We start from the raw sequence: 23808 nt of genomic DNA, 5'->3' as shown, positions 1-23808 counted from the left end.
AAGGCGCGTTGTAACTGGACGAACCAGACGACGCGGCAGCGTAAAAAATCCTCACTGCGCTTTCGTCCAAAAGCGCAGCAAGGCTCCATCAGTCAGATGTCCCAGATCAGGTTGATCGCGAAGTTGCGGCCCGGCTCGGTCAGGCGATCAAGGTTGGCCGGGCTGATCACGGCGGCTTCACCGACGCTGTCGTAACCGCGCACGTTGTCCCACTGCCAGTATTTCTTGTCGGCCAGGTTGTACACGCCAGCGCTGACGGTGACGTCGTCGGTCACTTTGTAGAAACCGCTCAGGTCGACCACGCCATAGCCCGGCGTCTTGAACTGGCTGCTGACGCCATCCGGCGACTTGAAGCTGCTGCTGTCGACGAGGTTTTTCTTCTGCACCAGGGTCCAACTGAGCAAGGCACCGTAGTTGTCCTGGTCGTAACCCAGGCCGAACACGCCGGTCAGCGGGTTGACCGCGTTGAGCGGTTCGCCGGTGTCGTTGTTGCGACCATGGGCATAAGCCACCGAACCCCGGGTGTAGAGGCCTTGCGGTGCGCCGAAGGTGTCGAGGTTCAGACGGCCTTTGAGCTCAACGCCCTTGATGGTTGCGCGTTTGATGTTGTTGCTCTGGAACGTCAGCTCGTTGTAGCCCGGGGTGACGGCGTCTTCGTTGATGAAGTCGCGGTACTTGTTATAGAACACCGCCACATCGAAGTGACCGGACTCGAAGTTGCCACGCAGGCCGGTCTCGTAGCTCTGGCTTTTTTCCGGCCCCAGATTCGGGTTCGGCTCCACGCGGTAGCCGGTGGTGGTGTTTTCGAAACGGCCATACAGCGCCTTGGCGGTCGGGGTGCGGAAACCTTCGGCGTACTGACCGTACCAAGTGTAGTTGTCGGTCAGGGCGTAGGTCAGGCCGAACTTGGGCGATACGCGATGCCAGGTTTTGTTCTCGTCGCTAACTGAGCCTTTGCCGTCGGCGGCCACGGTGTTGAGGAATTCCTGGGTGATATGCGGCTTGAGCCGGGTGTAGTCGTAGCGCAGGCCCGGCAGGAAGGTCCATTTGTTCCAGCGGATCTGATCCTGGGCGAACAGGCTGTAGGTGTTGATGGTCGGGTCCGGGAAGTCGCTGGACTTCTTTAGCACATCGCTAGGACTGGTCGCGCCGATCGCTGTGCAACCACGGCCAACGGCCAGGCAGGTTCCGCTGCCGCTGCGCGAACCGCTGACTTTCTCTTGCTTGATGGTGGTGCCGTACGTCAGCAAATGGTCGGTTTCACCGATGTTGAAGGCCTTATCGAGCTGTGCGTCGAATACCCACTGCTTTTCTTCATAGAGGGTTTCGCGGCTGCGCATCACATTGCGGCTGAACGGGAAGTAGTTTTCCAGGGTGCTCTGATCGGTCTTGGCGATCTGGTAGTTCAGGCTCCACTTGAGGTGATCGACCAGCAAGGAGTCGAGGGCGAAGCTGTTTTCCAGGCCGAAGCGTTCGCGGGTGATGGTGTCGTTGCCGGTGCGCGAGCGGTACATGCCCATTGGCTGGCCATTGTTGAACGGGCCACCGACGGCGCTTCGCTGGTCGGTGTCGCGGTCGTCCTTGTACTTCTCGTAGGTCAGGCCCAGGCGCGCGTCATCGGCATAATTCCAGCCGGCTTTGGCCAGCACGTTGGTGGTGCGGACGTCTTCCGGGTTGGCGGCGGTGCGATTGAGACCCGTGCCGTTGTTGCTGCCGAAGGATTCGGTTTCGTGACCGTCACGCTGACTGAAGTGCAGCAAGCCGTCGAACTGCTCGGCGCGCCCGGCGACGCTGGCGGATTTGAGCCAGCTGTCGTCGGCAGAGTTGTAGCCGGTTTTCAGGCGGGCGCCGACGTCTTTGCCGGGCTTGATGATGTCGTTCGGGTCGAGGGTGAAGTAGCTGACCGCGCCGCCGATGGCGTTGCTGCCGTAGAGCACCGACGCCGGGCCGCGGAGGATTTCCACGCGTTTGATGATTTCCGGGTCGACGTAGTTGCGCTGGGTCTTGGCGTACGGACCGTTGAAGAAACCGTTGGGCACTTCGACGCCATCGACCTGGGTCAGGACCCGGTCACCGTCGATACCGCGAATATTGTAGCCGCTGATGCCGCCACGGGTGCCGGTGCCGCCGACCGAAACACCCGGTTCGTAGCGCACCAGTTCCTTGATGGTGTTGACGTTGTCGTGGTCCAGCTCTTCGCGAGTGTGCACGGTGACGGTGCTCGGTACGCTGTCGACACTCTGCTCCTGACGGGTGGCGCTGATGGTCATTTGTTGCAGGGCGAGGGTGCCGTCGACATTGCGTTTTTCCAGCACGATGTTGTGATTGCCCAACTTGCGATAGCGGAGGTTGGTCCCCACCAACAGGCGATCGAGGGCTTTGTCCGGGGGCAGCGAGCCGTGTACGCCCGGCGAGGCGACGCCTTCAGCCAGTTCGGCCGGCAAGCCGACCTGCCAACCGGTTACGGCGGTAAAGGCATTGAGTGCCGACACCAATGGCTGCTGGGCAATCGCGAACGAGTAGTCGCCCATGTTACGGCTCGGTTGTTCGACGGTGGCGGCCGAGACCTGTGCCGTGCCGGCCAACAGAATGGCGGCAGTCAGCAGGGACAGCACGCAGGAAGGTGAAGAGGACCGGCGGGTAAGGCGAGAGGACATCGATAGCGCTCCGTGTCGCACGAATCTTATAGGTGCAGACTCACATCAGAGATGCGAATCAATTGCATTGGCTATAACGAGACGAACGATGAAGCGCTATCGAGTAAAAATAATTCTCATTTAGTTCAGGATCACCAGTGCCGGAAATTCCTCGAGCCTGGCCGAGGTGATGTGGGCCAGCGAGCGCACCACGTCCAGCGGTTGGTCGAGACGGTAATTACCGGTCACCGCGACGTTGGCCAACTGTTCATTGGTGTTGATGATCCAGCCTGGGTAGTAGCGGCGCAGCTCGGCCAGCACTTGGCTCAATGGGCAGTTTTCAAACACCAGTCGGCCCTGGACCCAGGCCAGATCGGTCGCCGGGTCGAGTCTGGCCGGTTGATCGAAGCCATTAGGGCCGATACGAATGCTTTCGCCCGCGCTCAGGCGCACGCGGGCGTTGCTGTGGGTGGTGCGCAAGTCGACGTCGCCGCGTTGCACGCGAACCTGCGCAATGCCGTCCAGGTAACGCACGGCGAACGTGGTGTCGCGCACGCTGGCCGTGACCGGGCCGGCGTCGATTTCCAGTGGCAGGCCGCGATTGGCCGCCACCTCGAAATAGGCCTCGCCCTGATACAGGCGGGCAATGCGCTGCTGGTCGTTGATGGTGCTGGAGAACGCCGAATTGGTATTGAGCAGGACTTTTGAACCGTCCTCCAGTTGCAGGCGCTGACGCTCGCCGACCACAGTCAGATGATCCGCCTGAATCCGCATTGGCAGGTTGCTGAAGCTGAACAGCCCGAGGATCAACACTGCCGCCATGGCCAGCGGTTTCCAGTGCGGGCGCAGGCGCTCAAGTTTTGAGACCTTGCGTTTGGTCGTGCTCAAACCCAGCGCGGCTTGCGCGACCTGCGGCCCGTCCCAGATCGCCTGGGCCTTGGCGAATGCTTCGGCGTTGCGCGGGTCGGCGGCAAGCCAGTCGTGGAATTCGCGGCTTTGTTGCTCGCTCGGACTGTCCAGCACGATCAGCCAGTCCAGCGCCTGGTCCATGGCGCTGGTGCTGGCTGAGTCCCGCGCCGGGAGTGGCGGGTGGGAAGGTGGGCTGTCCGTCACGGGTGTTCCTCGGCTGCGTCTGCGCGCGGCTGGTTTTTGATAAGGGGAGTGCAAACGACGGCTAAGGGTAGCAAAGCCTGAGTCATGACGTCGTTGTGCAAAATAATGGCTGGCAGACTCAGTGCTCGTTGAGGCGATCAGCGACACCGACGCAGATCGCCATGATCAGCTTCAGGTCTTTTTGCACGGTGCTCAAGGACACGCTGAGCTGTTCGGCGATCTCCAGATAGCTGTGCCCATGCAGGCGGCTGAGGATGAAGATCTGCTGTTGGCGCGGGGTGAGTTGGCTGAGGCTGATGTTCAAGCGTTCGAGCAACTGTTCGGCATGGGCGGCGTCTTCGGCACTGCTGAGCGGCGCGGCGATGTTTTGCACGACATCCAGCGGAACGTCTTCGAGCATCGTTCGGGACTGAATGCGCCGTGCGCGCAAATGGTCCAGCGCCAGGTTGCGGGCAGTTTGAAACACGAAAGGTTCGAGGTGATCGATGGCCCGCTCACTTAACGCGCGGGTCACTCGCAGGTAAGTTTCCTGCAAGAGGTCCTCGGCAGTGCTGTGGTTGTTGACCATCCGCTCCAGGGTCCGCAGCAGCGAGACTCGCTGCGCGAGGAAGACATGGTTGAAGCGCGATTGACTCACAGTAGGACCTGATCCATTTCAAGCGAATGATAATGCTTATCATCTGCTTGAAAGGTCAAGCGCTACCGGTGAGAATTATTTGCGGCCTTGCAGGTACGCCGGGTAATCGGGGATCCGGTACGCGTGCGGCTGATCCATCAGCGGGCTGCTGAGCAGGTAGTCGGCGCTGCATTCATTGCAGGCCACTGGAATGTTCCAGACTGCGGCGACCCGCAGCAATGCCTTGATGTCCGGATCGTGAGGTTGCGGCTCGAACGGGTCCCAGAAGAACACCAGCATGTCGACCCGCTGCTCGGCGATTCGCGCACCCAGTTGTTGGTCGCCACCCAGCGGGCCGCTGATCATGCTTTCAACGGGCAGGTCCAGGCGCTTGCTCAACAGCATCCCGGTGGTGCCGGTGGCCACAAGCTCGTGTTGGGCGAGCTTGTCCTTCTGCCGCTCGGCCCAGTCCAGCAAGAACACTTTGCAGTGGTCATGGGCAACCAGGGCGATGCGTTTGCGCGCCGCCATGGTTTTTTGGGTAAAGCTGATACCGATCATCGGCTGCTCCACGGACAATCGGCCTTATTCGGCGTTGCACAGGGCGAGGCAGTTATCGAGCATGCGGTTGGAGAAACCCCATTCGTTGTCGTACCAGGCCAGCACCTTGAGCAGCTTGCCGCTGGACTTGGTGTGGTTGGCATCGAAAATCGACGACAGCGGATTATGGTTGAAGTCGCTGGAAACCAGCGGCAGGGTGTTGTAACCAAGGATCTTCGAGTGCTGGCTGGCTTCTTTGAGCAATGCGTTGACCTCGCCAGCGCTGGCTTCGCGCTTGAGCTGCACGGTCAGGTCCACCAGCGACACGTTGATCACCGGCACGCGCACCGACATGCCGGTCAGTTTGCCAGCCAGTTCCGGCAGCACCAGGCCCACCGCTTCGGCGGCGCCGGTCTTGCTCGGGATCATGTTCTGGGTGGCCGAACGCGCACGGTACGGGTCGACGTGGTAGACATCGGTAAGATGCTGGTCATTGGTGTAGGCGTGGATGGTGGTCATCAGACCGCTCTCGATGCCCAGCTCGCGGTGCAACACCTGAGCCACCGGGGCCAGGCAGTTGGTGGTGCACGACGCATTGGAAATGATCTGGTGCGATTGGCGCAGGATGTCGTGGTTGACCCCGTACACCACGGTGGCGTCGGCGCCTTTGGCCGGGGCCGAGATAATCACTTTGCGCGCGCCGGCGCTAATATGGGCGGCGGCTTTGGCACGGTCGGTGAACAGGCCGGTGCATTCGAACACGACGTCGACCTTTTCAGCAGCCCACGGCAATTCGGCCGGGTTGCGAATGGCGCTGACCGAAATCCGGTCGCCGTTGACGGTCAGGCTTTCCTGATCGTGCTGCACATCGGCATCGAAGGTGCCGTGCACGGTGTCGTACTTGAGCAGGTGGGCGTTCATCGAGCTATCGCCCAAATCGTTGATGGCGACGATCTGTAAATCCTGACGGTAGCCTTGGGTATACAGTGCGCGAAGGACATTGCGGCCAATGCGGCCAAAACCATTGATTGCAATTCGTAGAGTCATATGAAAAGCGCCTTCGTCATATTTGTTGTTGGAATTACAAGATTATTCGCAAAAAAATAGAAAACAAGCCTTTTTAGTGGCAATATTTTGTTTTATCTACAACGAGTGACCTGAATCAACTGGTCCGAGTGGTCAAGAAAACCGTCAGCGCGTCACGCGTCGATGCCTCTTGATCAGCATAGACACGAACAGGTCGCCACATCCGTTAGCCTGGAGTTCTACACATGCATCCCCGCGTACTTGAGGTCACTGAACGGCTTGTCACCCGTAGCCGCGCTACCCGTGAGGCCTACCTTGCACTGATTCGCGGCGCCGCCAGCGATGGCCCGATGCGCGGCAAGCTGCAATGCGCCAACTTCGCCCACGGCGTGGCCGGATGTGGCACCGAAGACAAGCAAAGCCTGCGGATGATGAACGCCGCCAACGTGGCGATTGTTTCGTCATATAACGACATGCTCTCGGCGCATCAGCCGTACGAGCACTACCCGGAACAAATCAAACACGCATTGCGCGAGATCGGTTCGGTCGGCCAGTTCGCCGGCGGCGTACCGGCCATGTGTGACGGCGTGACCCAGGGCGAGCCGGGCATGGAACTGGGCATTGCCAGTCGTGAAGTGATCGCGATGTCGACCGCTGTCGCGCTGTCGCACAACATGTTCGACGCGGCAATGATGCTCGGCATCTGCGACAAGATCGTGCCGGGCCTGATGATGGGCGCGCTGCGTTTCGGTCATCTGCCGACGATTTTCGTTCCGGGTGGGCCGATGGTGTCGGGCATTTCCAACAAGGAAAAAGCCGACGTGCGCCAGCGCTACGCTGAAGGCAAGGCCAGCCGCGAAGAGCTGCTGGAGTCGGAAATGAAGTCCTACCACAGCCCTGGCACCTGTACCTTCTACGGCACCGCCAACACCAACCAGTTGCTGATGGAAGTCATGGGCCTGCACTTGCCGGGCGCGTCCTTCGTCAACCCGAACACCCCGTTGCGTGATGCCCTGACCCGTGAAGCTGCGCACCAGATCACCCGCCTGACCAAGCAAAGCGGCAACTTCATGCCGATCGGCGAAATTGTCGACGAGCGTTCGCTGGTCAACTCGATTGTTGCGCTGCACGCTACGGGCGGCTCGACCAACCACACCCTGCACATGCCGGCCATCGCCATGGCGGCCGGTATTCAACTGACCTGGCAGGACATGGCCGACCTCTCCGAGGTGGTGCCGACCCTGAGCCACGTCTACCCGAACGGCAAGGCCGACATCAACCACTTCCAGGCCGCGGGCGGCATGTCGTTCCTGATCCGCGAACTGCTGGAAGCCGGCCTGCTTCACGAAGACGTCAACACCGTGGCCGGCCATGGCTTGAGCCGCTACACCCAGGAACCGTTCCTGGAAAACGGTGAGCTGGTCTGGCGCGAAGGTCCGATCGAAAGCCTCGATGAAAACATCCTGCGTCCGGTCGCCCGTGCGTTCTCGCCAGAAGGCGGCCTGCGGGTGATGGAAGGCAACCTCGGTCGCGGGGTGATGAAAGTCTCGGCCGTGGCACCGGAACATCAAGTGGTCGAAGCACCGGCGATGGTCTTCCAGGATCAGCAGGACCTGGCCGATGCGTTCAAGGCCGGCCTGTTGGAGAAGGACTTTGTCGCGGTGATGCGCTTCCAGGGCCCGCGCTCCAACGGCATGCCGGAACTGCACAAGATGACGCCGTTCCTTGGCGTGTTGCAGGACCGCGGCTTCAAGGTTGCGCTGGTGACTGACGGGCGGATGTCCGGCGCGTCGGGGAAAATCCCGGCGGCGATTCACGTCAGCCCGGAAGCCTTTGTCGGTGGTGCTTTGGCTCGCGTGCAAGAGGGCGATATCATCCGCGTCGATGGCGTCAAAGGCACCTTGCAGCTGTTGGTGGACGCCGATGAATTTGCCGCTCGCACACCGGCCAAAGGCCTGCTGGACAACGGCATTGGTTGCGGTCGCGAGTTGTTTGGCTTCATGCGCATGGCCTTCAGCTCGGCAGAGCAGGGCGCCAGCGCCTTTACCTCTGCCCTGGAGACCCTTAAGTGAAACTAGCGCTGGTCGGTGACATTGGTGGAACCAATGCGCGTTTTGCGTTGTGGAAAGACCAGCAACTGGAGTCGATCCAGGTGCTGGCGACGGCCGACTATGCCTGCCCGGAAGACGCCATCGGCGTCTACCTGAGCGGCCTCGGCCTGGCGCCCGGTTCGATAGGCGCGGTGTGCTTGTCGGTAGCCGGCCCGGTCAGCGGTGACGAGTTTCGTTTTACCAACAACCACTGGCGGCTGAGCCGCAAGGCCTTTTGCCAGACCTTGCAGGTCGACCGGCTATTGCTGGTCAACGATTTTTCGGCCATGGCGCTGGGCATGACGCGCCTGCAACCAGGCGAGTTCCGGGTGGTCTGCGAAGGCACGCCGGAGCCGTTGCGCCCGGCCGTGGTGATCGGTCCCGGTACTGGCCTTGGGGTCGGCACCTTGCTGGATCTTGGTGAAGGCCGTTGGGCCGCATTGCCAGGGGAGGGTGGACATGTCGACCTGCCACTGAGCAGTCCGCGAGAAACCCAACTGTGGCAGCACATCTACAACGAGATCGGTCACGTCAGTGCCGAAACAGCGCTGAGCGGCGGCGGTTTGCCGCGCGTCTACCGGGCGATCTGTGCTGTCGACGGGCATGAACCTGTGCTCGATACTCCGGAAGCCATCACTGCCGCCGGCCTTGCAGGCGACCCGATTGCCGTGGAAGTGCTTGAGCAGTTCTGCTGCTGGCTCGGTCGGGTGGCCGGCAACAACGTGCTGACCGTCGGTGGGCGTGGCGGTGTCTACATCGTCGGCGGGGTGATTCCACGGTTTGCCGATTTCTTTCTCAAGAGCGGTTTTGCCCGCTGCTTCGCTGACAAGGGCTGCATGAGTGAGTACTTCAAGGGCATTCCGGTCTGGCTGGTGACCGCACCGTATTCCGGTTTGACCGGCGCGGGAGTGGCACTGGAACAGGCTTGATACCTGTGGCGAGGGGGCTTGCCCCCGTTCGGCTGCGAAGCAGTCGCAAAACCTGACACCGCGGTTCTCGGATAATCCGCGTTCGCCGGGTTCAGGAGCGCTTCGCACTCCAGCGGGAGCAAGCTCCCTCGCCACAAAAGCTCGTTCGCGATGCATTTTTGATCAGGCATAATCCGCCCCAACACTAACAACAAGGATGCCGCCCCGTGAGCTCAGTCAACAAGTCGATTTTGTTGGTCGATGACGATCAAGAGATACGCGAGTTGCTGGACACCTACCTCAGCCGCGCAGGGTTTCAGGTGCGGACCACGCCCGACGGCGCCGGCTTTCGCCAGGCGCTGAACGAGGCGCCGAGTGATCTGGTGATCCTTGATGTGATGTTGCCAGACGAAGACGGCTTCAGCCTGTGCCGCTGGATTCGCCAGCACCCGCGCCAGGCCCAGGTGCCGATCATCATGCTCACCGCCAGTTCCGACGAGGCCGACCGGGTCATTGGCCTGGAACTCGGCGCCGACGATTACCTTGGCAAACCCTTCAGCCCCCGTGAATTGCAGGCGCGAATCAAAGCCTTGCTACGACGTGCCCAGTTCGGTCAGGAGCGCTCTGGCGGAGAGGTGTTGGCCTTCGATGAATGGCGGCTGGACATGGTCAGCCACCGGCTGTTCCACACCGATGGCGAAGAGGTGATTCTCTCCGGCGCCGATTTCGCGCTGCTGAAACTCTTCCTCGATCACCCGCAGGAAATCCTCGACCGCGACACCATCGGCAATGCCACCCGTGGCCGCGACCTGATGCCGCTCGATCGCATCGTTGACATGGCCGTCAGCCGTTTGCGCCAGCGTTTGCGTGATACCGAAAAACCTCCTCGCCTGATCCGCACCGTGCGCGGCAGCGGTTATCAACTGGCCGCCAATGTAGTCGCCAGCAATGGCCACTGAGTTCTTCACTCGCCTGATACGGCGGGTGCCGGTGCCGCGTTCGCTGCTTGGGCGGATGTTGCTGCTGACCCTGCTGGCGGTGCTGTTTGCACAGACGCTGTCGAGCGTGATCTGGGTTTCGCAATTGCGTGCCACGCAGCTGGAAGGACTGGTCACCGCGGCCCGCAGCCTGGCCCATTCGATGACCGCCAGCGTCAGTTACTTTCGTTCCTTGCCGGTGGCGTACCGGCCGCTGGTTCTCGACCAGTTGCGCAGCATGGGCGGTACTCGTTTCGTGGTGACGCTCAACGACAAACCGCTGGAAATGCAGCTGTTGCCGCCGACCCCGCGCAAAGAAGCGGTGCTGGCGGCAGTGGATGACGTGTTGCGCGAATCGCTGGGCGCGGACACCAATATCTCGGTGCAATTCGTCAGCCCGGACGATCTGCGGATCTTCAATGGCGGTTTGAAACTCGATGAATTGCCGCGTTCCTGGGCGCATTACGCGCTGACCCTGGAGCCAGTCAATCCACCAGTGCTGGTTACCCAAATCAAACTGGCCCAAGGCGAATGGCTGTACATCGCTTCGCTGTTGCCCGAGCCCTATACCAGTCTGGAAGAGCAGGGCCTGCCGTCGCAGCAGGTCTGGTTTATCGTGCTCACCAGCGGTTTTCTGTTGTTGTTTATTGGCCTGTTGGTGCACTGGCAGAGCCGGCCGCTCAAGCGTCTGGCACGGGCGGCGCGGGACATGTCGCTGGGCGCCGAAGTGGAGCCGGTGGCCGAGGGCGGCGGCAGTGAAGTGGTCGAAGTCGGCCGGGCATTTAACGCCATGCGCGAGCGCATCAGCCGCTACCTGACGGAGCGCAGCCAGTTGTTCAGTGCGATTTCCCATGACTTGCGCACCCCCATCACACGTCTGCGCCTGCGGGTCGAGTTGCTGGAAGACGAGCGGCTGCAAGCCAAGTTCGGGCGTGATCTGGATGAGCTGGAGCTGCTGGTCAAAGGCGCACTGCAATGCGTCAAGGACACCGACATTCACGAAAACATCGAGCCGGTGGACCTCAATCATGTACTCGATTGCCTGGTCGAGCCTTACCTGGCGCCCAACGGCAATGGTCGCGTAACCCAGCAAGGCCGGGCGCTGGCGCCGTATCCCGGCAAGCCGCTGGCGCTCAAGCGCTGCATTGGGAACCTGATCGACAACGCCCTCAAGTACGGGCAGAACGCCCATCTGCACATCGATGATGATGACAGCGCGTTTATCTTGCACGTCGACGACGAAGGCCCGGGCGTGCCTGAGCAGCGACTGGAGCAAGTGTTCGAGCCGCATTTTCGTCTGGCCGGACAGCAGCAGGGTTACGGGTTGGGGCTGGGCATTGCGCGCAATATCGCCCATAGCCATGGTGGAGAAGTCAGCCTGCAGAATTTGCGCGAGGGCGGACTGCGGGTAACGTTGCAGCTACCCAGAGATTGATGATCGTTCCCACTCTGCGTGGGAACGATCAATGTCACAAGTCAGTGACATACCCGGCCCCCTTCGTTACCTGCTCGCCACCGCCCGTTGTTTAGACTCTTCCCAGTCATAACAAAAAAAAAGGCACCCCATGAACACTGCCCCTCCTGCTTTCAGCAGTTGGCTGAACGCACCTGCCCATCAGCAATGGCTGGCCGACGAAGGCTTGCGCCTGCTGGCTTTCGCCAAGGCATCGAAGCTGCCCGAAGGCTTCGGTAACCTGGACGAACACGGCCAATTACCGGCCGACGCCCAGGCCCACACCATGAACACCGCCCGCATGACCCACAGCTTCGCCATGGCCCACATCCAAGGCTTGCCGGGGTTTGCCGAGCTGGTGGATCACGGCATCAATGCCCTCAATGGCCTGCTGCGTGACGCCGAGTTCGGTGGCTGGTTTGCGGCGCCCGATCACCGTGATGGCGATACCGGCAAGGCCGCTTATCTGCATGCTTTCGTGGCACTCGCGGCGAGTTCTGCGGTGATTGCCCAAAGGCCCGGTGCAGAGGCGTTGCTCAACGATGCCATCGCGATTATCGAGCAGCATTTCTGGAGCGAAGAGGAGGGCGCGATGCGCGAATCCTTTAATCGCGACTGGAGCGAAGAGGAACCCTATCGCGGTGCCAACAGCAACATGCACGCCACCGAAGCCTTTCTCGCGCTGGCCGATGTCACGCAGGACAGCCGTTGGCTGAACCGCGCCCTGCGGATTGTCGAACGGGTGATTCACCGGCACGCAGCGTCCAACGACCATTTGGTGGTCGAGCATTTTGATCGCGATTGGCAACCGTTGCGCGACTACAACCAGGCCAATCCGGCTGACCACTTCCGACCGTACGGCACCACGCCGGGCCATGGTTTCGAATGGTCACGACTGCTGTTGCACCTGGAGGCTGCACGCGGGCAGGCCGGGATGTTAACCCCCGGTTGGCTGCTGAGCGACGCGCAACAACTCTTCGCCAACAACTGCCTTCACGGATGGGACGTCGATGGCGCGCCAGGCATTGTCTACACCCTCGACTGGGACAATCGCCCGGTCGTGCGCCAGCGTTTGCACTGGGTTCATTGCGAAGCCAGTGCCGCTGCCAGTGTCTTGCTCAAACGCACCGGTGAGGCGCAATACGAAACCTGGTACCGGCGTTTCTGGGAGTTCAGTGACCGCTGTCTGATCGACCGGATTCACGGCAGCTGGCACCACGAGCTCGACCCGCAAAATCGTCCGAGCACCGAGATCTGGGGTGGCAAACCAGATCTTTATCACGCCTGGCAAGCGGTGTTGATTCCACGCTTGCCACTGGCGCCGAGCATGGCCAGTGCATTGGCTCAAGGCTCTGTCTCGGTACTTATGTAACCATGCGGTGACATTTTGCCGTCGCTTCGTTACCTGCCAAGCGATCTACGCTGTTTAAACTCATTTGCAGCGCAAGCACCAGACTTGCATGCATAACAACAAGAAAGGTACTGCTAGATGAATGCGATTTCTCGCCTCGCCACTGTCGTTTCTCTTGCCACGCTGTTTCCCCTGACTGCATTTCCTCTCAGCGCCCTTGCCGCCGATTCCAAAGGTTCCGTGGAAGTCGTGCACTGGTGGACTTCGGGTGGTGAAAAAGCAGCGGTCGATGTCCTCAAGGCTCAAGTCGAAAAAGACGGCTTCACCTGGAAGGACGGTGCAGTCGCCGGCGGTGGTGGCGCTACGGCCATGACCGTACTCAAAAGCCGCGCCGTAGCGGGTAATCCGCCAGGCGTTGCGCAAATCAAAGGTCCGGATATCCAGGAGTGGGGCAGCACTGGCCTGCTCAGCACCGATGCGCTGAAAGGCGTTTCCAAAGCTGAAAACTGGGATGGCCTGCTCTCGAAGAAAGTCTCCGATACCGTCAAATACGAAGGCGATTACGTCGCCGTTCCGGTGAACATTCACCGCGTCAACTGGCTGTGGATCAACCCGGCGGTCTTCAAGAAAGCCGGTATCGACAAAGCCCCGACCACCCTCGAAGAGTTCTATGCCGCTGGCGACAAACTGAAAGCTGCGGGCTTCATTGCCCTGGCCCACGGTGGTCAGCCTTGGCAGGACAGCACCGTGTTTGAAGACGTGGTGCTCTCGGTCATGGGCCCTGAGGGCTACAAGAAAGCCCTGGTCGATCTGGACCAGAAAACCCTGTCCGGCCCGGAAATGGTCAAGTCCTTCACCGAGCTGAAAAAACTCACCGGCTACATGGACCCCAACCGCGCGGGCCGTGACTGGAACATCGCTGCCGCCGACGTGATCAACGGCAAGGCCGGTATGCAGATGATGGGTGACTGGGCCAAGAGCGAATGGACCGCCGCCCACAAGGTAGCGGGCAAGGACTATCAGTGCGTGCCGTTCCCTGGCACTGAAAAAGCCTTCACCTACAACATCGACTCTCTGGCGGTGTTCAAGCTCAAGGCTGATCGCACCGGCGATATCGCCGCTCAGCAAGACCTGGCCAAGGTCGCGCTGGGTAAAGACTTCCAGAAGGTCTTCAGCATCAACAAAGGTTCGATCCCGGTGCGCACCGACATGCTCAATGACATGAGCGCGGCGGGCTTCGACTCCTGCGCCCAGGCGTCGGCCAAAGACTTCCTGGCTGACGAGAAGACCGGCGGCCTGCAACCGAGCATGGCGCACAACATGGCCACTTCCCTGGCTGTGCAAGGCGCGATCTTCGATGTGGTGACAAACTTCATGAACGACAAGAGCGCTGACCCGGCCAAGGCCAGCGCCCAACTGGCATCGGCCATCAAAGCCGCCCAGTAACACCAGGACCGCCGCGGGCCCGACCTGCGGCCAACCCCAGATCTTCGTCTCCCTGCACGGGCCATGGCTCGTGTAGTGGGGGCGCTCGGTCCGGATTTCACTTCTTCAACTGGATTATCCCGATGAGCTCTGTGGCGGTTTTCAGCAAAGCCTCACCGTTCGACGCACTGCAGCGCTGGCTTCCCAAACTGGTTTTGGCGCCGAGCATGCTGATCGTCCTGGTTGGCTTTTACGGTTACATCATCTGGACATTCGTTTTGTCCTTCACCAACTCCAGCTTCATGCCGAGCTACAAGTGGGTCGGCCTGCAGCAATACGTCCGGTTGATGGAGAACGACCGCTGGTGGGTCGCGAGCAAGAACCTCGCGGTCTTCGGCGGCATGTTCATCGGTATCAGCCTGGTGCTCGGGGTGTTTCTGGCGGTGCTGCTCGATCAGCGCATTCGCAAGGAAGGCTTCATCCGCACCATCTACCTGTACCCGATGGCGCTGTCGATGATCGTCACCGGTACTGCCTGGAAATGGCTGCTCAACCCAGGCCTGGGCCTGGACAAGATGCTGCGTGACTGGGGCTGGGAAGGCTTTCGGCTGGACTGGCTGGTGGATCAGGATCGCGTGGTTTACTGCCTGGTGATCGCTGCCGTATGGCAAGCCTCCGGGTTTGTGATGGCGATGTTTTTGGCCGGCCTGCGCGGTGTCGATCAGTCGATCATCCGTGCCGCTCAAGTCGACGGTGCGAGCCTGCCGACCATCTATTTGAAGATCGTCCTGCCAAGCCTGCGTCCGGTGTTTTTCAGTGCCTTCATGATCCTCGCGCACATCGCGATCAAGAGCTTCGACCTGGTGGCGGCGATGACCGCGGGCGGTCCGGGTTATTCCTCCGACTTGCCGGCGATGTTCATGTATTCCTTCACCTTCAGCCGTGGCCAGATGGGCATCGGTTCGGCGAGCGCGATGATGATGCTCGGCGCGATCCTGGCGATTCTGGTGCCGTACCTGTACTCCGAACTGCGAGGCAAACGCCATGAGTAATCAACTTGGCAAACCAGCCTTGAGCTTTAGCCGCATTGCGATCTACGCGACCTTGTTGCTGGCCGCTGCGGTGTACCTGATTCCGCTGGTGGTGATGTTGCTGACCAGCTTCAAATCCCCGGAAGACATCCGCACCGGCAACCTCTTGAGCTGGCCGCAAGTGATTGATGGCATTGGCTGGATCAAGGCTTGGGACGTGGTAGGCGGCTACTTCTGGAACTCGGTGAAAATTACCGTGCCGGCGGTGCTGATCTCGACCTTCATCGGTGCAATGAACGGCTACGTGCTGTCGATGTGGCGCTTCCGTGGTTCGCAGTTGTTCTTCGGCCTGCTGTTGTTCGGCTGCTTCCTGCCATTCCAGACCGTGCTGCTGCCAGCCTCGTTCACCGTCGGCAAACTCGGCCTGGCCAACACCACCACAGGGCTGGTGCTGGTGCACATCGTCTACGGGCTGGCGTTCACCACGCTGTTCTTCCGTAACTACTACGTGAGCATTCCGGATGCGCTGGTCAAGGCGGCGCGGCTGGATGGTGCGGGCTTCTTCACGATCTTCGGGAAGATCCTGCTGCCGATGTCGATTCCGATCGTGATGGTCTGCCTGATCTGGCAGTTCACCCAGATCTGGAATGACTTCCTGTTCGGTGTGGTCTTCGCCAGTGGCGATGCCCAGCCAATCACCGTGGCCCTGAACAACCTGGTCAACACCAGCACCGGGGTCAAGGAATACAACGTTGATATGGCGGCGGCGATGATCGCCGGGCTGCCGACACTGCTGGTCTACATATTCGCTGGCAAGTATTTCCTGCGTGGGCTGACGTCCGGCGCGGTCAAGGGGTAGAACATGGCAACTCTCGAATTACGCAACGTCAACAAAACCTACGGCAGCGGCTTGCCGGACACCCTGAAAAACATCGAACTGAAGATCGATGACGGTGAATTCCTGATCCTCGTCGGCCCGTCCGGTTGCGGCAAGTCGACCTTGATGAACTGCATCGCCGGCCTGGAAAACATCAGTGGCGGGGCGATTCTGGTGGATGACGCTGACATCAGCGGCATGAGCCCCAAGGATCGCGACATCGCCATGGTGTTCCAGTCCTACGCGCTGTACCCGACCATGAGCGTGCGCGACAACATCGCCTTCGGCCTGAAGATCCGCAAAATGCCGGCGGCTGAAATCGACGAAGAAGTGGCGCGGGTCGCCAAGCTGCTGCAAATCGAACACCTGCTCAGCCGCAAGCCCGGCCAGCTCTCTGGTGGTCAGCAACAGCGCGTGGCCATGGGCCGTGCGCTGGCGCGGCGGCCGAAGATTTATCTGTTCGACGAACCGTTGTCCAACCTCGACGCCAAGCTGCGGGTCGAGATGCGCACCGAAATGAAACTGATGCACCAGCGCCTGAAAACCACCACGGTCTACGTGACTCACGACCAGATCGAAGCCATGACTCTGGGCGACAAAGTGGCGGTGATGAAGGACGGGATCATCCAGCAGTTCGGCACGCCGAAGCAGATCTACAACGATCCGGCCAACCTCTTCGTTGCCAGCTTCATCGGCTCGCCCCCAATGAACTTCATCCCACTGCGTTTGCAGCGCAAGGACGGCCGTCTGTTGGCGTTGCTCGACAGCGGCCAGGCGCGTTGCGAGCTGCCGCTGGGCATGCAGGACGCCGGTCTTGAGGACCGCGAAGTGATCCTCGGCATGCGCCCGGAGCAAATTGTCTTGGCGAACGGCGAGGCCAATGGTTTGCCGACCATTCGCGCCGAAGTCCAGGTTACCGAGCCGACCGGTCCCGATACGTTGGTGTTCGTCAATTTGAACGAAACCAAAGTCTGCTGCCGTCTGGCGCCGGATGTTGCGCCGGCCGTGGGCGAGACCCTGACCTTGCAATTCGACCCATCGAAAGTGCTGCTGTTCGATGCCAAGACGGGCGAACGCCTGGGGACGGCCGGTCAAGCGAAAACCGGGACTCACAGCGACAACGTCGCTCAGTTCAAAGGGCGCTGAAGATCAAGTTGTGGGGGATTCGCGGCGGATGGGGACATCCGTCGCAACCGCTGTAAACCGCGTTAGATAAAAACAGTTAATAACAATAAAGACGAGGATGTAGGGATGAAAAAGAAGAACAACGCTCTGCTTATCTGCCAATTGTCGGCTGTTGCGGTGCTGACCATGGCCGGTAACGTACACGCAGCTGATGCATTCAGCGCCGACTCCAAGTGGATGACAGGTGACTGGGGGGGCGAGCGGACCAAGCTGATCGACCAAGGTATCGACATCAAGGCGGATTACGTCGGAGAAGTGGGCGCCAACCTTCACGGCGGCTACAACCACGACAAGACCGCACGTTACGCCGACCAGTTTGGCCTGGGCGTGGCGCTGGACCTGCAAAAGCTGTGGGGCTGGGACAACACCCAGGCCAAGATCCAGCTCACCAACCGTAACGGTCAGAACATTTCCAATGACCGTGTCGGCGACCCGCGTGCCGGCACCTTGAGTTCCTCCCAGGAAGTCTACGGTCGTGGCCATATGGTCCGTCTGACCCAATTGTGGGTCCAGCACCAGTTCCTCGACGGCAAACTGGACGTCAAAGCCGGTTACTTCGGCGAAGGCGAAGACTTCAACACCTTCCCTTGCGAGTTCCAGAACCTGGCGTTCTGCGGTTCCCAGGCGGGTAACTGGGCGACCGGTATCTGGTACAACTGGCCGGTCATGCAGGCGGCGGTTCGCGTGAAGTACAACATCACGCCTGAGTTCTATGCGCAGATCGGCGCATACAACCAGAACCCATCGCAACTGGAACACGGTAACGGCTTCAAGCTCAGCGGCAGTGGTACCAAAGGCACCGTCTTGCCGGTCGAACTGGTCTGGTCGCCGAAGGTCAACAACCTGCCGGGCGAATACCGTGTCGGTTACTACAAGAGCACTGCCGACGCCAATGACGTCCGTAAAGACGACAATGGCGATGATGCAGCGACCACAGGCAAGGCCTTCCGCAGCCACGACAGCAAGCATGGCTACTGGTTTGTGGCGCAACAACAACTCACCACCCACAACGGTGATGCTTCTCGCGGTCTGAACGTCGCGGCCAACGCGACGTTCCACGACAAGGACACTAACGTCGTCGACAACTACCAGTCGCTGATGTTTGTGTACAAGGGCCCATTCGACGCACGTCCAAAAGATGACGTCGGGATCGGTTTTGCCCGTATCCATGTCAACGATGACGTGAAGAAAAATGCCGAGTTGGTCAACGCCGCCAATGGTGTCAGCGACTACGACAATCCGCTGTTCTCGCCACTGCGTTCCACCGAGTACAACTACGAGATCAACTACGGTTTCCACGTTACCAACTGGCTGACGGTGCGTCCTAACCTGCAATACATCACTCACCCAGGCGGTGTTGATGAAGTCGACAACGCGCTGGTCGCCGGTTTGAAAATTCAGTCGGTGTTCTAACGCAGCTGCGATAAGCTCCTCTCCATGTGCGCATTTTTGCGGACGGCCAAGGCTGTCCGCTTTTTTTTGGGGCGCCGCACACGACGGTTTTCTGTGGTGAGGGAGCTTGCTCCCGCCGGCCGGTCCGCGCTTGGGCGCAGCAGTCGTAAATCCGCTAAATGTGGTTTAGCTGAAGCAGCGCGATGACTGGTTTTGGGGCCGCTTCGCAGCCCAGCGGGAGCAAGCTCCCTCGCCACAAAAAAGCGCTGTTGTGACAATGGTGATGAGTACATCCATGATTTTCAGGACCGCGGCACATGCTTGAGCATCCGCTACAACGCTTCTTCAAATCCCTGCGCGAGCGCCCGGTGTTTGCCTGGGAGCGCTATCAGCAGCGTGAGGTGCTGGTGATCGACCATCCGCTGTGTCAGGCGGTGTTCAGTCGTCAGGGCGCGCAGTTGCTGCATTTCCAGCCCACGGGCCAGAAGCCCTGGCTCTGGTGCGCGGCGAAGTGGCCGCAGGTCGGCGCGATTCGCGGTGGCGTACCGGTGTGCTGGCCGTGGTTTGGCCGTCATCCCAGCGAAAATGCCTGGCCGTCCCATGGTTGGGCGCGGCTGATCGACTGGAAACTGATCGACAGCAGCACCGATGACGACGGCGTGCGCCTGCATTGGCAATTGCAGTTGTGTGACTGGCAGGTGGACCTGCATGCGCACTTGGGCGAGCGTATGGATTTACGCCTGAGCACTGAGCATCAGGACAGTCTGCCGTGCCAGTTGAGCCATGCATTGCACGCCTATTGGCGTATTGGCGACGTTGCTGAGATAGCGCTGTCTGGACTCGATGGCGCGCAAGGTTATGACCAGCTCAAGCGCGAGTTCTGCGAGCAAAAGGGCGAGTTGCGGGTTGAAGGTGGCTGTCAGCGGGTGTTCCAGCACGAGGGCGAGTTACAGCTCAAGGACCACGCCTGGCAGCGCCAGTTGTGCATCGATACCGGCGACAGCGCTGACACCGTGGTCTGGCACCCCGGGTCACGGCCGCTGTTGGGAGTGAGCTGGAATGAGGTCTCGGAGTTTGTCTGCGTAGAGGCAGCCTGCGGAGGCACCGATAGCCTGAGCCTGGCACCGGGGGAGCGGGCGCATTTGAGTTTGCAGGCGCGGATGGGAGGGTAGAGGTGGCACACAAACCCTGTGGCGAGGGGGCAAGCCCCCTCGCCACAAGTGGGCACTCGGCTTGGACAGACGTCAGCTGAACTCATCCCCGATCGGATACCGGCTGGCGTTGAGGCTTTCCTTGATCTTGCGCAGGTGCGGCTGGAAGTCGACGCCGCGGCGCAGGGTCATGCCGGTGGCGAGCACGTCGAGCACGGTCAGCTGGATGATTCGCGACGTCATCGGCATGTAGATGTCGGTGTCTTCCGGCAGCGGGATGTTCAGGCTCAAGGTGCTGGCCTTGGCCAGCGGCGAACCCTCGGCCGTCAGACCCAGCACCGAGGCACCGTTCTCACGGGCAATGCGCGCCACCTCGACCAGTTCGCGGGTACGCCCGGTGTAGGAGATGATCACGAACAGTTCGCCGGTGTGGGCCACCGAGGCAATCATCCGCTGCATCAGCACGTCGGCATGGGCGGTGACCGCCAGGTTGAAGCGGAAGAACTTGTGCTGCGCATCCAGCGCCACCGGGGCTGACGCACCGAGGCCGAAGAAGTGGATCTGCCGGGCCTGGATCAACAAATCCACGGCGCGGCTGATCAGGTTCGGGTCCAGTGCCTGGCAGGCGCTGTCCAGTGAGGCGATGGCGCTGCCAAAGATTTTCTGGGTGTAGGCTTCAGGGTTGTCGTCGGCTTCCACGGCGCGGCTGACATAGGCCGCGCCGCTGGCCAGGCTTTGGGCCAGTTGCAGTTTGAGTTCCGGGTAGCCGCTGACACCGAACGAACGGCAGAAACGGTTGACCGTCGGCTCGCTGACCGAGGCGGCCTGGGCGAGGGCGGCAATACTGAAGCGAGTGGCCTGCTGCGGGTTGAGCAGGATCACTTCGGCGACCTTGCGTTCGGCCTTGTTCAGGTCTGCAAGGCGATTCTGGATTTGTTCCAGTAAATTTCGCACGCGGTCCATTTATGTTCCTTAGGTCGGCTATGCAGATTGGGCCTGTGAAGCGGCCCATAATGGTGGCCTATCCTACTGATGGCCCCGACCGACCACCACTCGGAATCTATATTTTGGAAAAATGTTGTGGTTATTACTACATTTTTCCTTGAGCGATGCCTTAAAAAAAGGTATTTGTAGCTTAACTTGATAAAAGAACAAACATCATGCCTTCGATTACGGTTGAACCGTGCACCTTTGCCTTGTTCGGCGCCTTGGGCGATCTGGCCCTTCGCAAGCTGTTTCCTGCTTTGTACCAACTGGATGGCGCTGGCCTGCTGCACGAGGACACGCGCATTATCGCGCTGGCCCGTGAACCAGGCAGCGAGCAAGAGCATCTGGCATTTATTGCCCGTGAACTGCGCCATTACGTTGATGCCAAGGAACTCGACGAAGCGGTGGTCGAGCGCTTCCTGGCACGCCTGACGTACCTGCATGTCGACTTCCTCCAGCCTGACGACTACGTCGCCTTGGCTGAGCTGGCCGGTTCGACGCAGCGGATGATTGCCTACTTCGCGACGCCCGCTGCGGTGTACGGCGCGATTTGCGAGAACCTGGCGAAGGTCGGCCTGGCCGAAAACACCCGTGTGGTGCTGGAAAAGCCAATCGGTTCGGACCTCGAGTCGTCGCGCAAGGTCAACGACGCAGTGGCGCGGTACTTCCCGGAAAACCGCACTTACCGTATCGACCACTACCTGGGCAAAGAGACGGTCCAGAACCTGATCGCCCTGCGTTTCGCCAACAGCCTGTTCGAAACCCAGTGGAACCAGAACTACATTTCCCACGTGGAAATCACCGTCGCCGAGAAAGTCGGGATCGAGGGCCGTTGGGGCTACTTCGACAAGGCCGGCCAACTGCGCGACATGATTCAGAACCACCTGTTGCAGTTGCTGTGCCTGATCGCCATGGACCCGCCAGCGGATCTTTCGGCCGACAGCATCCGTGACGAGAAAGTCAAAGTGCTCAAGGCGCTGGCGCCGATCAGTCCGGAAGGCCTGACCACCCAGGTGGTGCGCGGCCAGTACATAGCCGGTCACAGCGAAGGCAAGTCGGTGCCGGGTTACCTGGAGGAGGAGAACTCCAACACCCAGAGCGACACCGAAACCTTCGTCGCCCTGCGTGCCGACATCCGCAACTGGCGTTGGGCGGGCGTGCCGTTTTACCTGCGTACCGGTAAACGCATGCCGCAGAAACTGTCGCAGATCGTCATCCACTTCAAGGAACCGTCGCACTACATCTTCGCTCCCGAGCAGCGCTTGCAGATCAGCAACAAGCTGATCATCCGTCTGCAACCGGACGAAGGTATTTCCTTGCGCGTGATGACCAAAGAACAGGGCCTGGACAAGGGCATGCAGCTGCGCAGCGGTCCGTTGCAGCTGAATTTTTCCGATACCTATCGCAGCGCGCGGATTCCCGATGCCTACGAACGGTTGTTGCTGGAAGTGATGCGCGGCAATCAGAACCTGTTTGTCCGTAAAGATGAAATCGAAGCCGCGTGGAAGTGGTGTGACCAGCTGATTGCCGGGTGGAAGAAGTCCGGTGATGCGCCCAAGCCGTACGCGGCGGGCTCCTGGGGACCGATGAGTTCCATTGCACTGATCACGCGGGACGGGAGGTCGTGGTATGGCGATATCTGAATTCAAACTGCCTAAGGGCGTCAGCGCTCATGAGTTTCGCAGCCCGGTGTTGCTGGCCGAAGGCCTGGCACTGAAGGTGGCCAAGCAACTCAGCGACGCTATCGATGCCCGAGGCGCCGCGACGCTGGTGGTCTCCGGCGGACGCAGCCCGGTGGCGTTTTTCCAGCATCTGGCCAAGCAGACGCTGGACTGGTCCAAGGTCGTGGTGACCCTGGCCGACGAGCGCTGGGTACCGGTAGAGCACGCCGACAGCAATGCCGGTCTGCTCAAGCGTTACTTGTTGCAGGGCCCGGCGGCCAAGGCGAAGTTCCTCAGCCTCTACAGCGCCACCGCCAACCTTGAACAGGCTGCCGAGCAGGCCGATCGCTTGCTCGCCGAGTTGCCGGCAATCGACGTGCTGGTGTTGGGGATGGGCGACGACGGCCACACGGCCTCGCTGTTCCCCAACAGCCCGAACCTGGTCGAAGCCTTGCGAGCCGACGGCACGCGCCGATGCTGGCCGATGCTGGCGCCGACCGTGCCGCATCAGCGCCTGACCATGAGTCGTGCGCTGCTGGCCTCGGCACAGTTCACCGTACTATCGATTTCCGGTCAGTCCAAGTTGACCACCCTGAGTGCCGCACTGGCCGGTGACGATGTCGCCGCAATGCCGATTCGCGCGTTTCTGCAACCCACGTTAGAGATTTACTGGTGCCCATGAACCAAGGATCAGCCGCTATGACAAACACTCAACCGACCGTTTCCATGGCGGACAAAGTTGCCCTGATCGACAGTCTCTGCGTCAAGGCGCGGATTCTGCCGGTGATCACCATTGCCCGCGAACAAGACATTCTGCCACTGGCCGATGCCCTTGCCGCAGGTGGATTGACGGCCCTGGAAGTCACCCTGCGTTCGCAGTTCGGCCTCAAGGCCATCCAGGTATTGCGTGAGCAGCGTCCAGAGCTGGTCACCGGTGCCGGCACCGTGCTCGATCGCAACATGCTGGCTGCCGCTGAAGCTGCCGGTTCGCAGTTCATTGTTACTCCGGGTATTACCCGCGACCTGCTGGAAGCCAGCGTTGCCAGCCCGATTCCGCTGTTGCCAGGCATCAGCAACGCCTCCGGGATCATGGAGGGCTACGCCCTGGGCTATCGCCGCTTCAAGCTGTTCCCGGCGGAAGTCAGCGGTGGCGTGGCGGCGATCAAGGCCCTTGGCGGCCCGTTCGGCGAAGTGCGTTTCTGCCCGACTGGCGGTGTTGGCCCTGCCAACATCAAGAGTTACATGGCACTGAAAAACGTGATGTGCGTTGGCGGTAGCTGGATGCTTGATCCGGAGTGGATCAAGAACGGCGACTGGGCACGTATCCAGGAGTGCACCGCCGAGGCGCTGGCCCTGCTGGACTGATTGGTTTTACCGGCTGTTTTTTAC

Annotated in this window: 20 protein-coding genes; 14 read left to right on the top strand and 6 right to left on the bottom strand. The window is 60.5% G+C overall.

What is annotated here, in order from left to right:
- Positions 1-92: 92 nt before the first annotated feature.
- The 5 genes from AO353_RS03445 to gap form a co-directional block, all read right to left on the bottom strand.
- Positions 93-2657: a TonB-dependent receptor gene (locus AO353_RS03445; RefSeq protein WP_054593693.1), complete on the bottom strand. Its 2565-nt coding sequence runs from the start codon at positions 2655-2657 to the stop codon at positions 93-95.
- A gap of 120 nt (positions 2658-2777) precedes the next feature.
- Positions 2778-3749 carry a FecR family protein gene (locus tag AO353_RS03440; RefSeq protein ID WP_054593692.1) on the bottom strand — a complete coding sequence of 324 codons (972 nt, stop codon included), beginning with the start codon at positions 3747-3749 and terminating at the stop codon, positions 2778-2780.
- A gap of 118 nt (positions 3750-3867) precedes the next feature.
- Positions 3868-4386 carry an RNA polymerase sigma factor gene (locus tag AO353_RS03435; protein WP_054593691.1) on the bottom strand — a complete coding sequence of 173 codons (519 nt, stop codon included), beginning with the start codon at positions 4384-4386 and terminating at the stop codon, positions 3868-3870.
- Between the two features lie 75 nt (positions 4387-4461).
- Positions 4462-4926 (bottom strand): methylglyoxal synthase, encoded by a 465-nt coding sequence (locus tag AO353_RS03430; RefSeq protein ID WP_054593690.1) that lies wholly within the window; start codon positions 4924-4926, stop codon positions 4462-4464.
- A gap of 24 nt (positions 4927-4950) precedes the next feature.
- Positions 4951-5952 carry a type I glyceraldehyde-3-phosphate dehydrogenase gene (gene gap, locus AO353_RS03425; protein WP_054593689.1) on the bottom strand — a complete coding sequence of 334 codons (1002 nt, stop codon included), beginning with the start codon at positions 5950-5952 and terminating at the stop codon, positions 4951-4953.
- Positions 5953-6176: 224 nt separating this feature from the next.
- On the opposite strand from gap, the gene edd reads away from it, so the two are divergent.
- The 11 genes from edd to AO353_RS03370 all read left to right on the top strand — a co-directional run bounded on the left by edd (position 6177) and on the right by AO353_RS03370 (position 19792).
- The gene (gene edd / locus AO353_RS03420) at positions 6177-8003 is read left to right on the top strand and encodes a phosphogluconate dehydratase (protein ID WP_054593688.1); all 1827 of its coding nucleotides are present in this window, start codon (positions 6177-6179) and stop codon (positions 8001-8003) included.
- Positions 8000-8950 (top strand): glucokinase, encoded by a 951-nt coding sequence (locus tag AO353_RS03415; protein WP_054593687.1) that lies wholly within the window; start codon positions 8000-8002, stop codon positions 8948-8950. Before edd ends, AO353_RS03415 begins: the two co-directional genes overlap by 4 nt.
- A gap of 206 nt (positions 8951-9156) precedes the next feature.
- Complete coding sequence (locus tag AO353_RS03410; RefSeq protein ID WP_019693222.1) at positions 9157-9888, top strand: response regulator; 732 nt, start codon at positions 9157-9159, stop codon at positions 9886-9888.
- 31 nt (positions 9889-9919) lie between these two features.
- The gene (locus AO353_RS03405; protein ID WP_162491278.1) at positions 9920-11341 is read left to right on the top strand and encodes an ATP-binding protein; all 1422 of its coding nucleotides are present in this window, start codon (positions 9920-9922) and stop codon (positions 11339-11341) included.
- A gap of 130 nt (positions 11342-11471) precedes the next feature.
- Positions 11472-12731: an AGE family epimerase/isomerase gene (locus tag AO353_RS03400; RefSeq protein WP_054593685.1), complete on the top strand. Its 1260-nt coding sequence runs from the start codon at positions 11472-11474 to the stop codon at positions 12729-12731.
- A gap of 117 nt (positions 12732-12848) precedes the next feature.
- The gene (locus AO353_RS03395) at positions 12849-14156 is read left to right on the top strand and encodes an ABC transporter substrate-binding protein (RefSeq protein ID WP_054593684.1); all 1308 of its coding nucleotides are present in this window, start codon (positions 12849-12851) and stop codon (positions 14154-14156) included.
- A 122-nt stretch (positions 14157-14278) separates the two neighbouring features.
- The gene (locus AO353_RS03390; RefSeq protein WP_019693218.1) at positions 14279-15187 is read left to right on the top strand and encodes a carbohydrate ABC transporter permease; all 909 of its coding nucleotides are present in this window, start codon (positions 14279-14281) and stop codon (positions 15185-15187) included.
- Positions 15180-16025 (top strand): carbohydrate ABC transporter permease, encoded by an 846-nt coding sequence (locus AO353_RS03385; RefSeq protein WP_054593683.1) that lies wholly within the window; start codon positions 15180-15182, stop codon positions 16023-16025. Before AO353_RS03390 ends, AO353_RS03385 begins: the two co-directional genes overlap by 8 nt.
- Before the next feature lie 3 nt (positions 16026-16028).
- Positions 16029-17189: an ABC transporter ATP-binding protein gene (locus AO353_RS03380; RefSeq protein WP_019693216.1), complete on the top strand. Its 1161-nt coding sequence runs from the start codon at positions 16029-16031 to the stop codon at positions 17187-17189.
- Between the two features lie 105 nt (positions 17190-17294).
- Positions 17295-18641 carry a carbohydrate porin gene (locus AO353_RS03375; RefSeq protein WP_054593682.1) on the top strand — a complete coding sequence of 449 codons (1347 nt, stop codon included), beginning with the start codon at positions 17295-17297 and terminating at the stop codon, positions 18639-18641.
- Between the two features lie 296 nt (positions 18642-18937).
- Positions 18938-19792, top strand: a complete 855-nt coding sequence (locus AO353_RS03370; protein ID WP_054593681.1) for a D-hexose-6-phosphate mutarotase — start codon at positions 18938-18940, stop codon at positions 19790-19792.
- 72 nt (positions 19793-19864) lie between these two features.
- Here AO353_RS03370 and AO353_RS03365 read toward each other — a convergent pair whose 3' ends face one another.
- Positions 19865-20725: a MurR/RpiR family transcriptional regulator gene (locus AO353_RS03365; RefSeq protein WP_173859948.1), complete on the bottom strand. Its 861-nt coding sequence runs from the start codon at positions 20723-20725 to the stop codon at positions 19865-19867.
- Positions 20726-20931: 206 nt separating this feature from the next.
- Between AO353_RS03365 and zwf the strand changes: the two genes are divergently transcribed.
- From zwf to AO353_RS03350, 3 genes are read left to right on the top strand one after another with little or no spacing between them, the layout of a single operon-like run.
- Positions 20932-22401: a glucose-6-phosphate dehydrogenase gene (gene zwf / locus AO353_RS03360; RefSeq protein ID WP_054593680.1), complete on the top strand. Its 1470-nt coding sequence runs from the start codon at positions 20932-20934 to the stop codon at positions 22399-22401.
- Positions 22388-23101, top strand: coding sequence for a 6-phosphogluconolactonase (gene pgl / locus AO353_RS03355; protein ID WP_054593679.1), 714 nt, complete (start codon positions 22388-22390; stop codon positions 23099-23101). Before zwf ends, pgl begins: the two co-directional genes overlap by 14 nt.
- A gap of 17 nt (positions 23102-23118) precedes the next feature.
- The gene (locus AO353_RS03350; protein WP_024264889.1) at positions 23119-23784 is read left to right on the top strand and encodes a bifunctional 4-hydroxy-2-oxoglutarate aldolase/2-dehydro-3-deoxy-phosphogluconate aldolase; all 666 of its coding nucleotides are present in this window, start codon (positions 23119-23121) and stop codon (positions 23782-23784) included.
- Positions 23785-23808 lie beyond the last annotated feature (24 nt).

The organism is Pseudomonas fluorescens (assembly GCF_001307155.1).
Classification (GTDB): Bacteria; Pseudomonadota; Gammaproteobacteria; order Pseudomonadales; family Pseudomonadaceae; genus Aquipseudomonas; species Aquipseudomonas helvetica.
The sequence above is the reverse complement of the archived record's forward strand: the minus strand, read 5'-3'. Positions and strand labels throughout refer to the sequence as shown.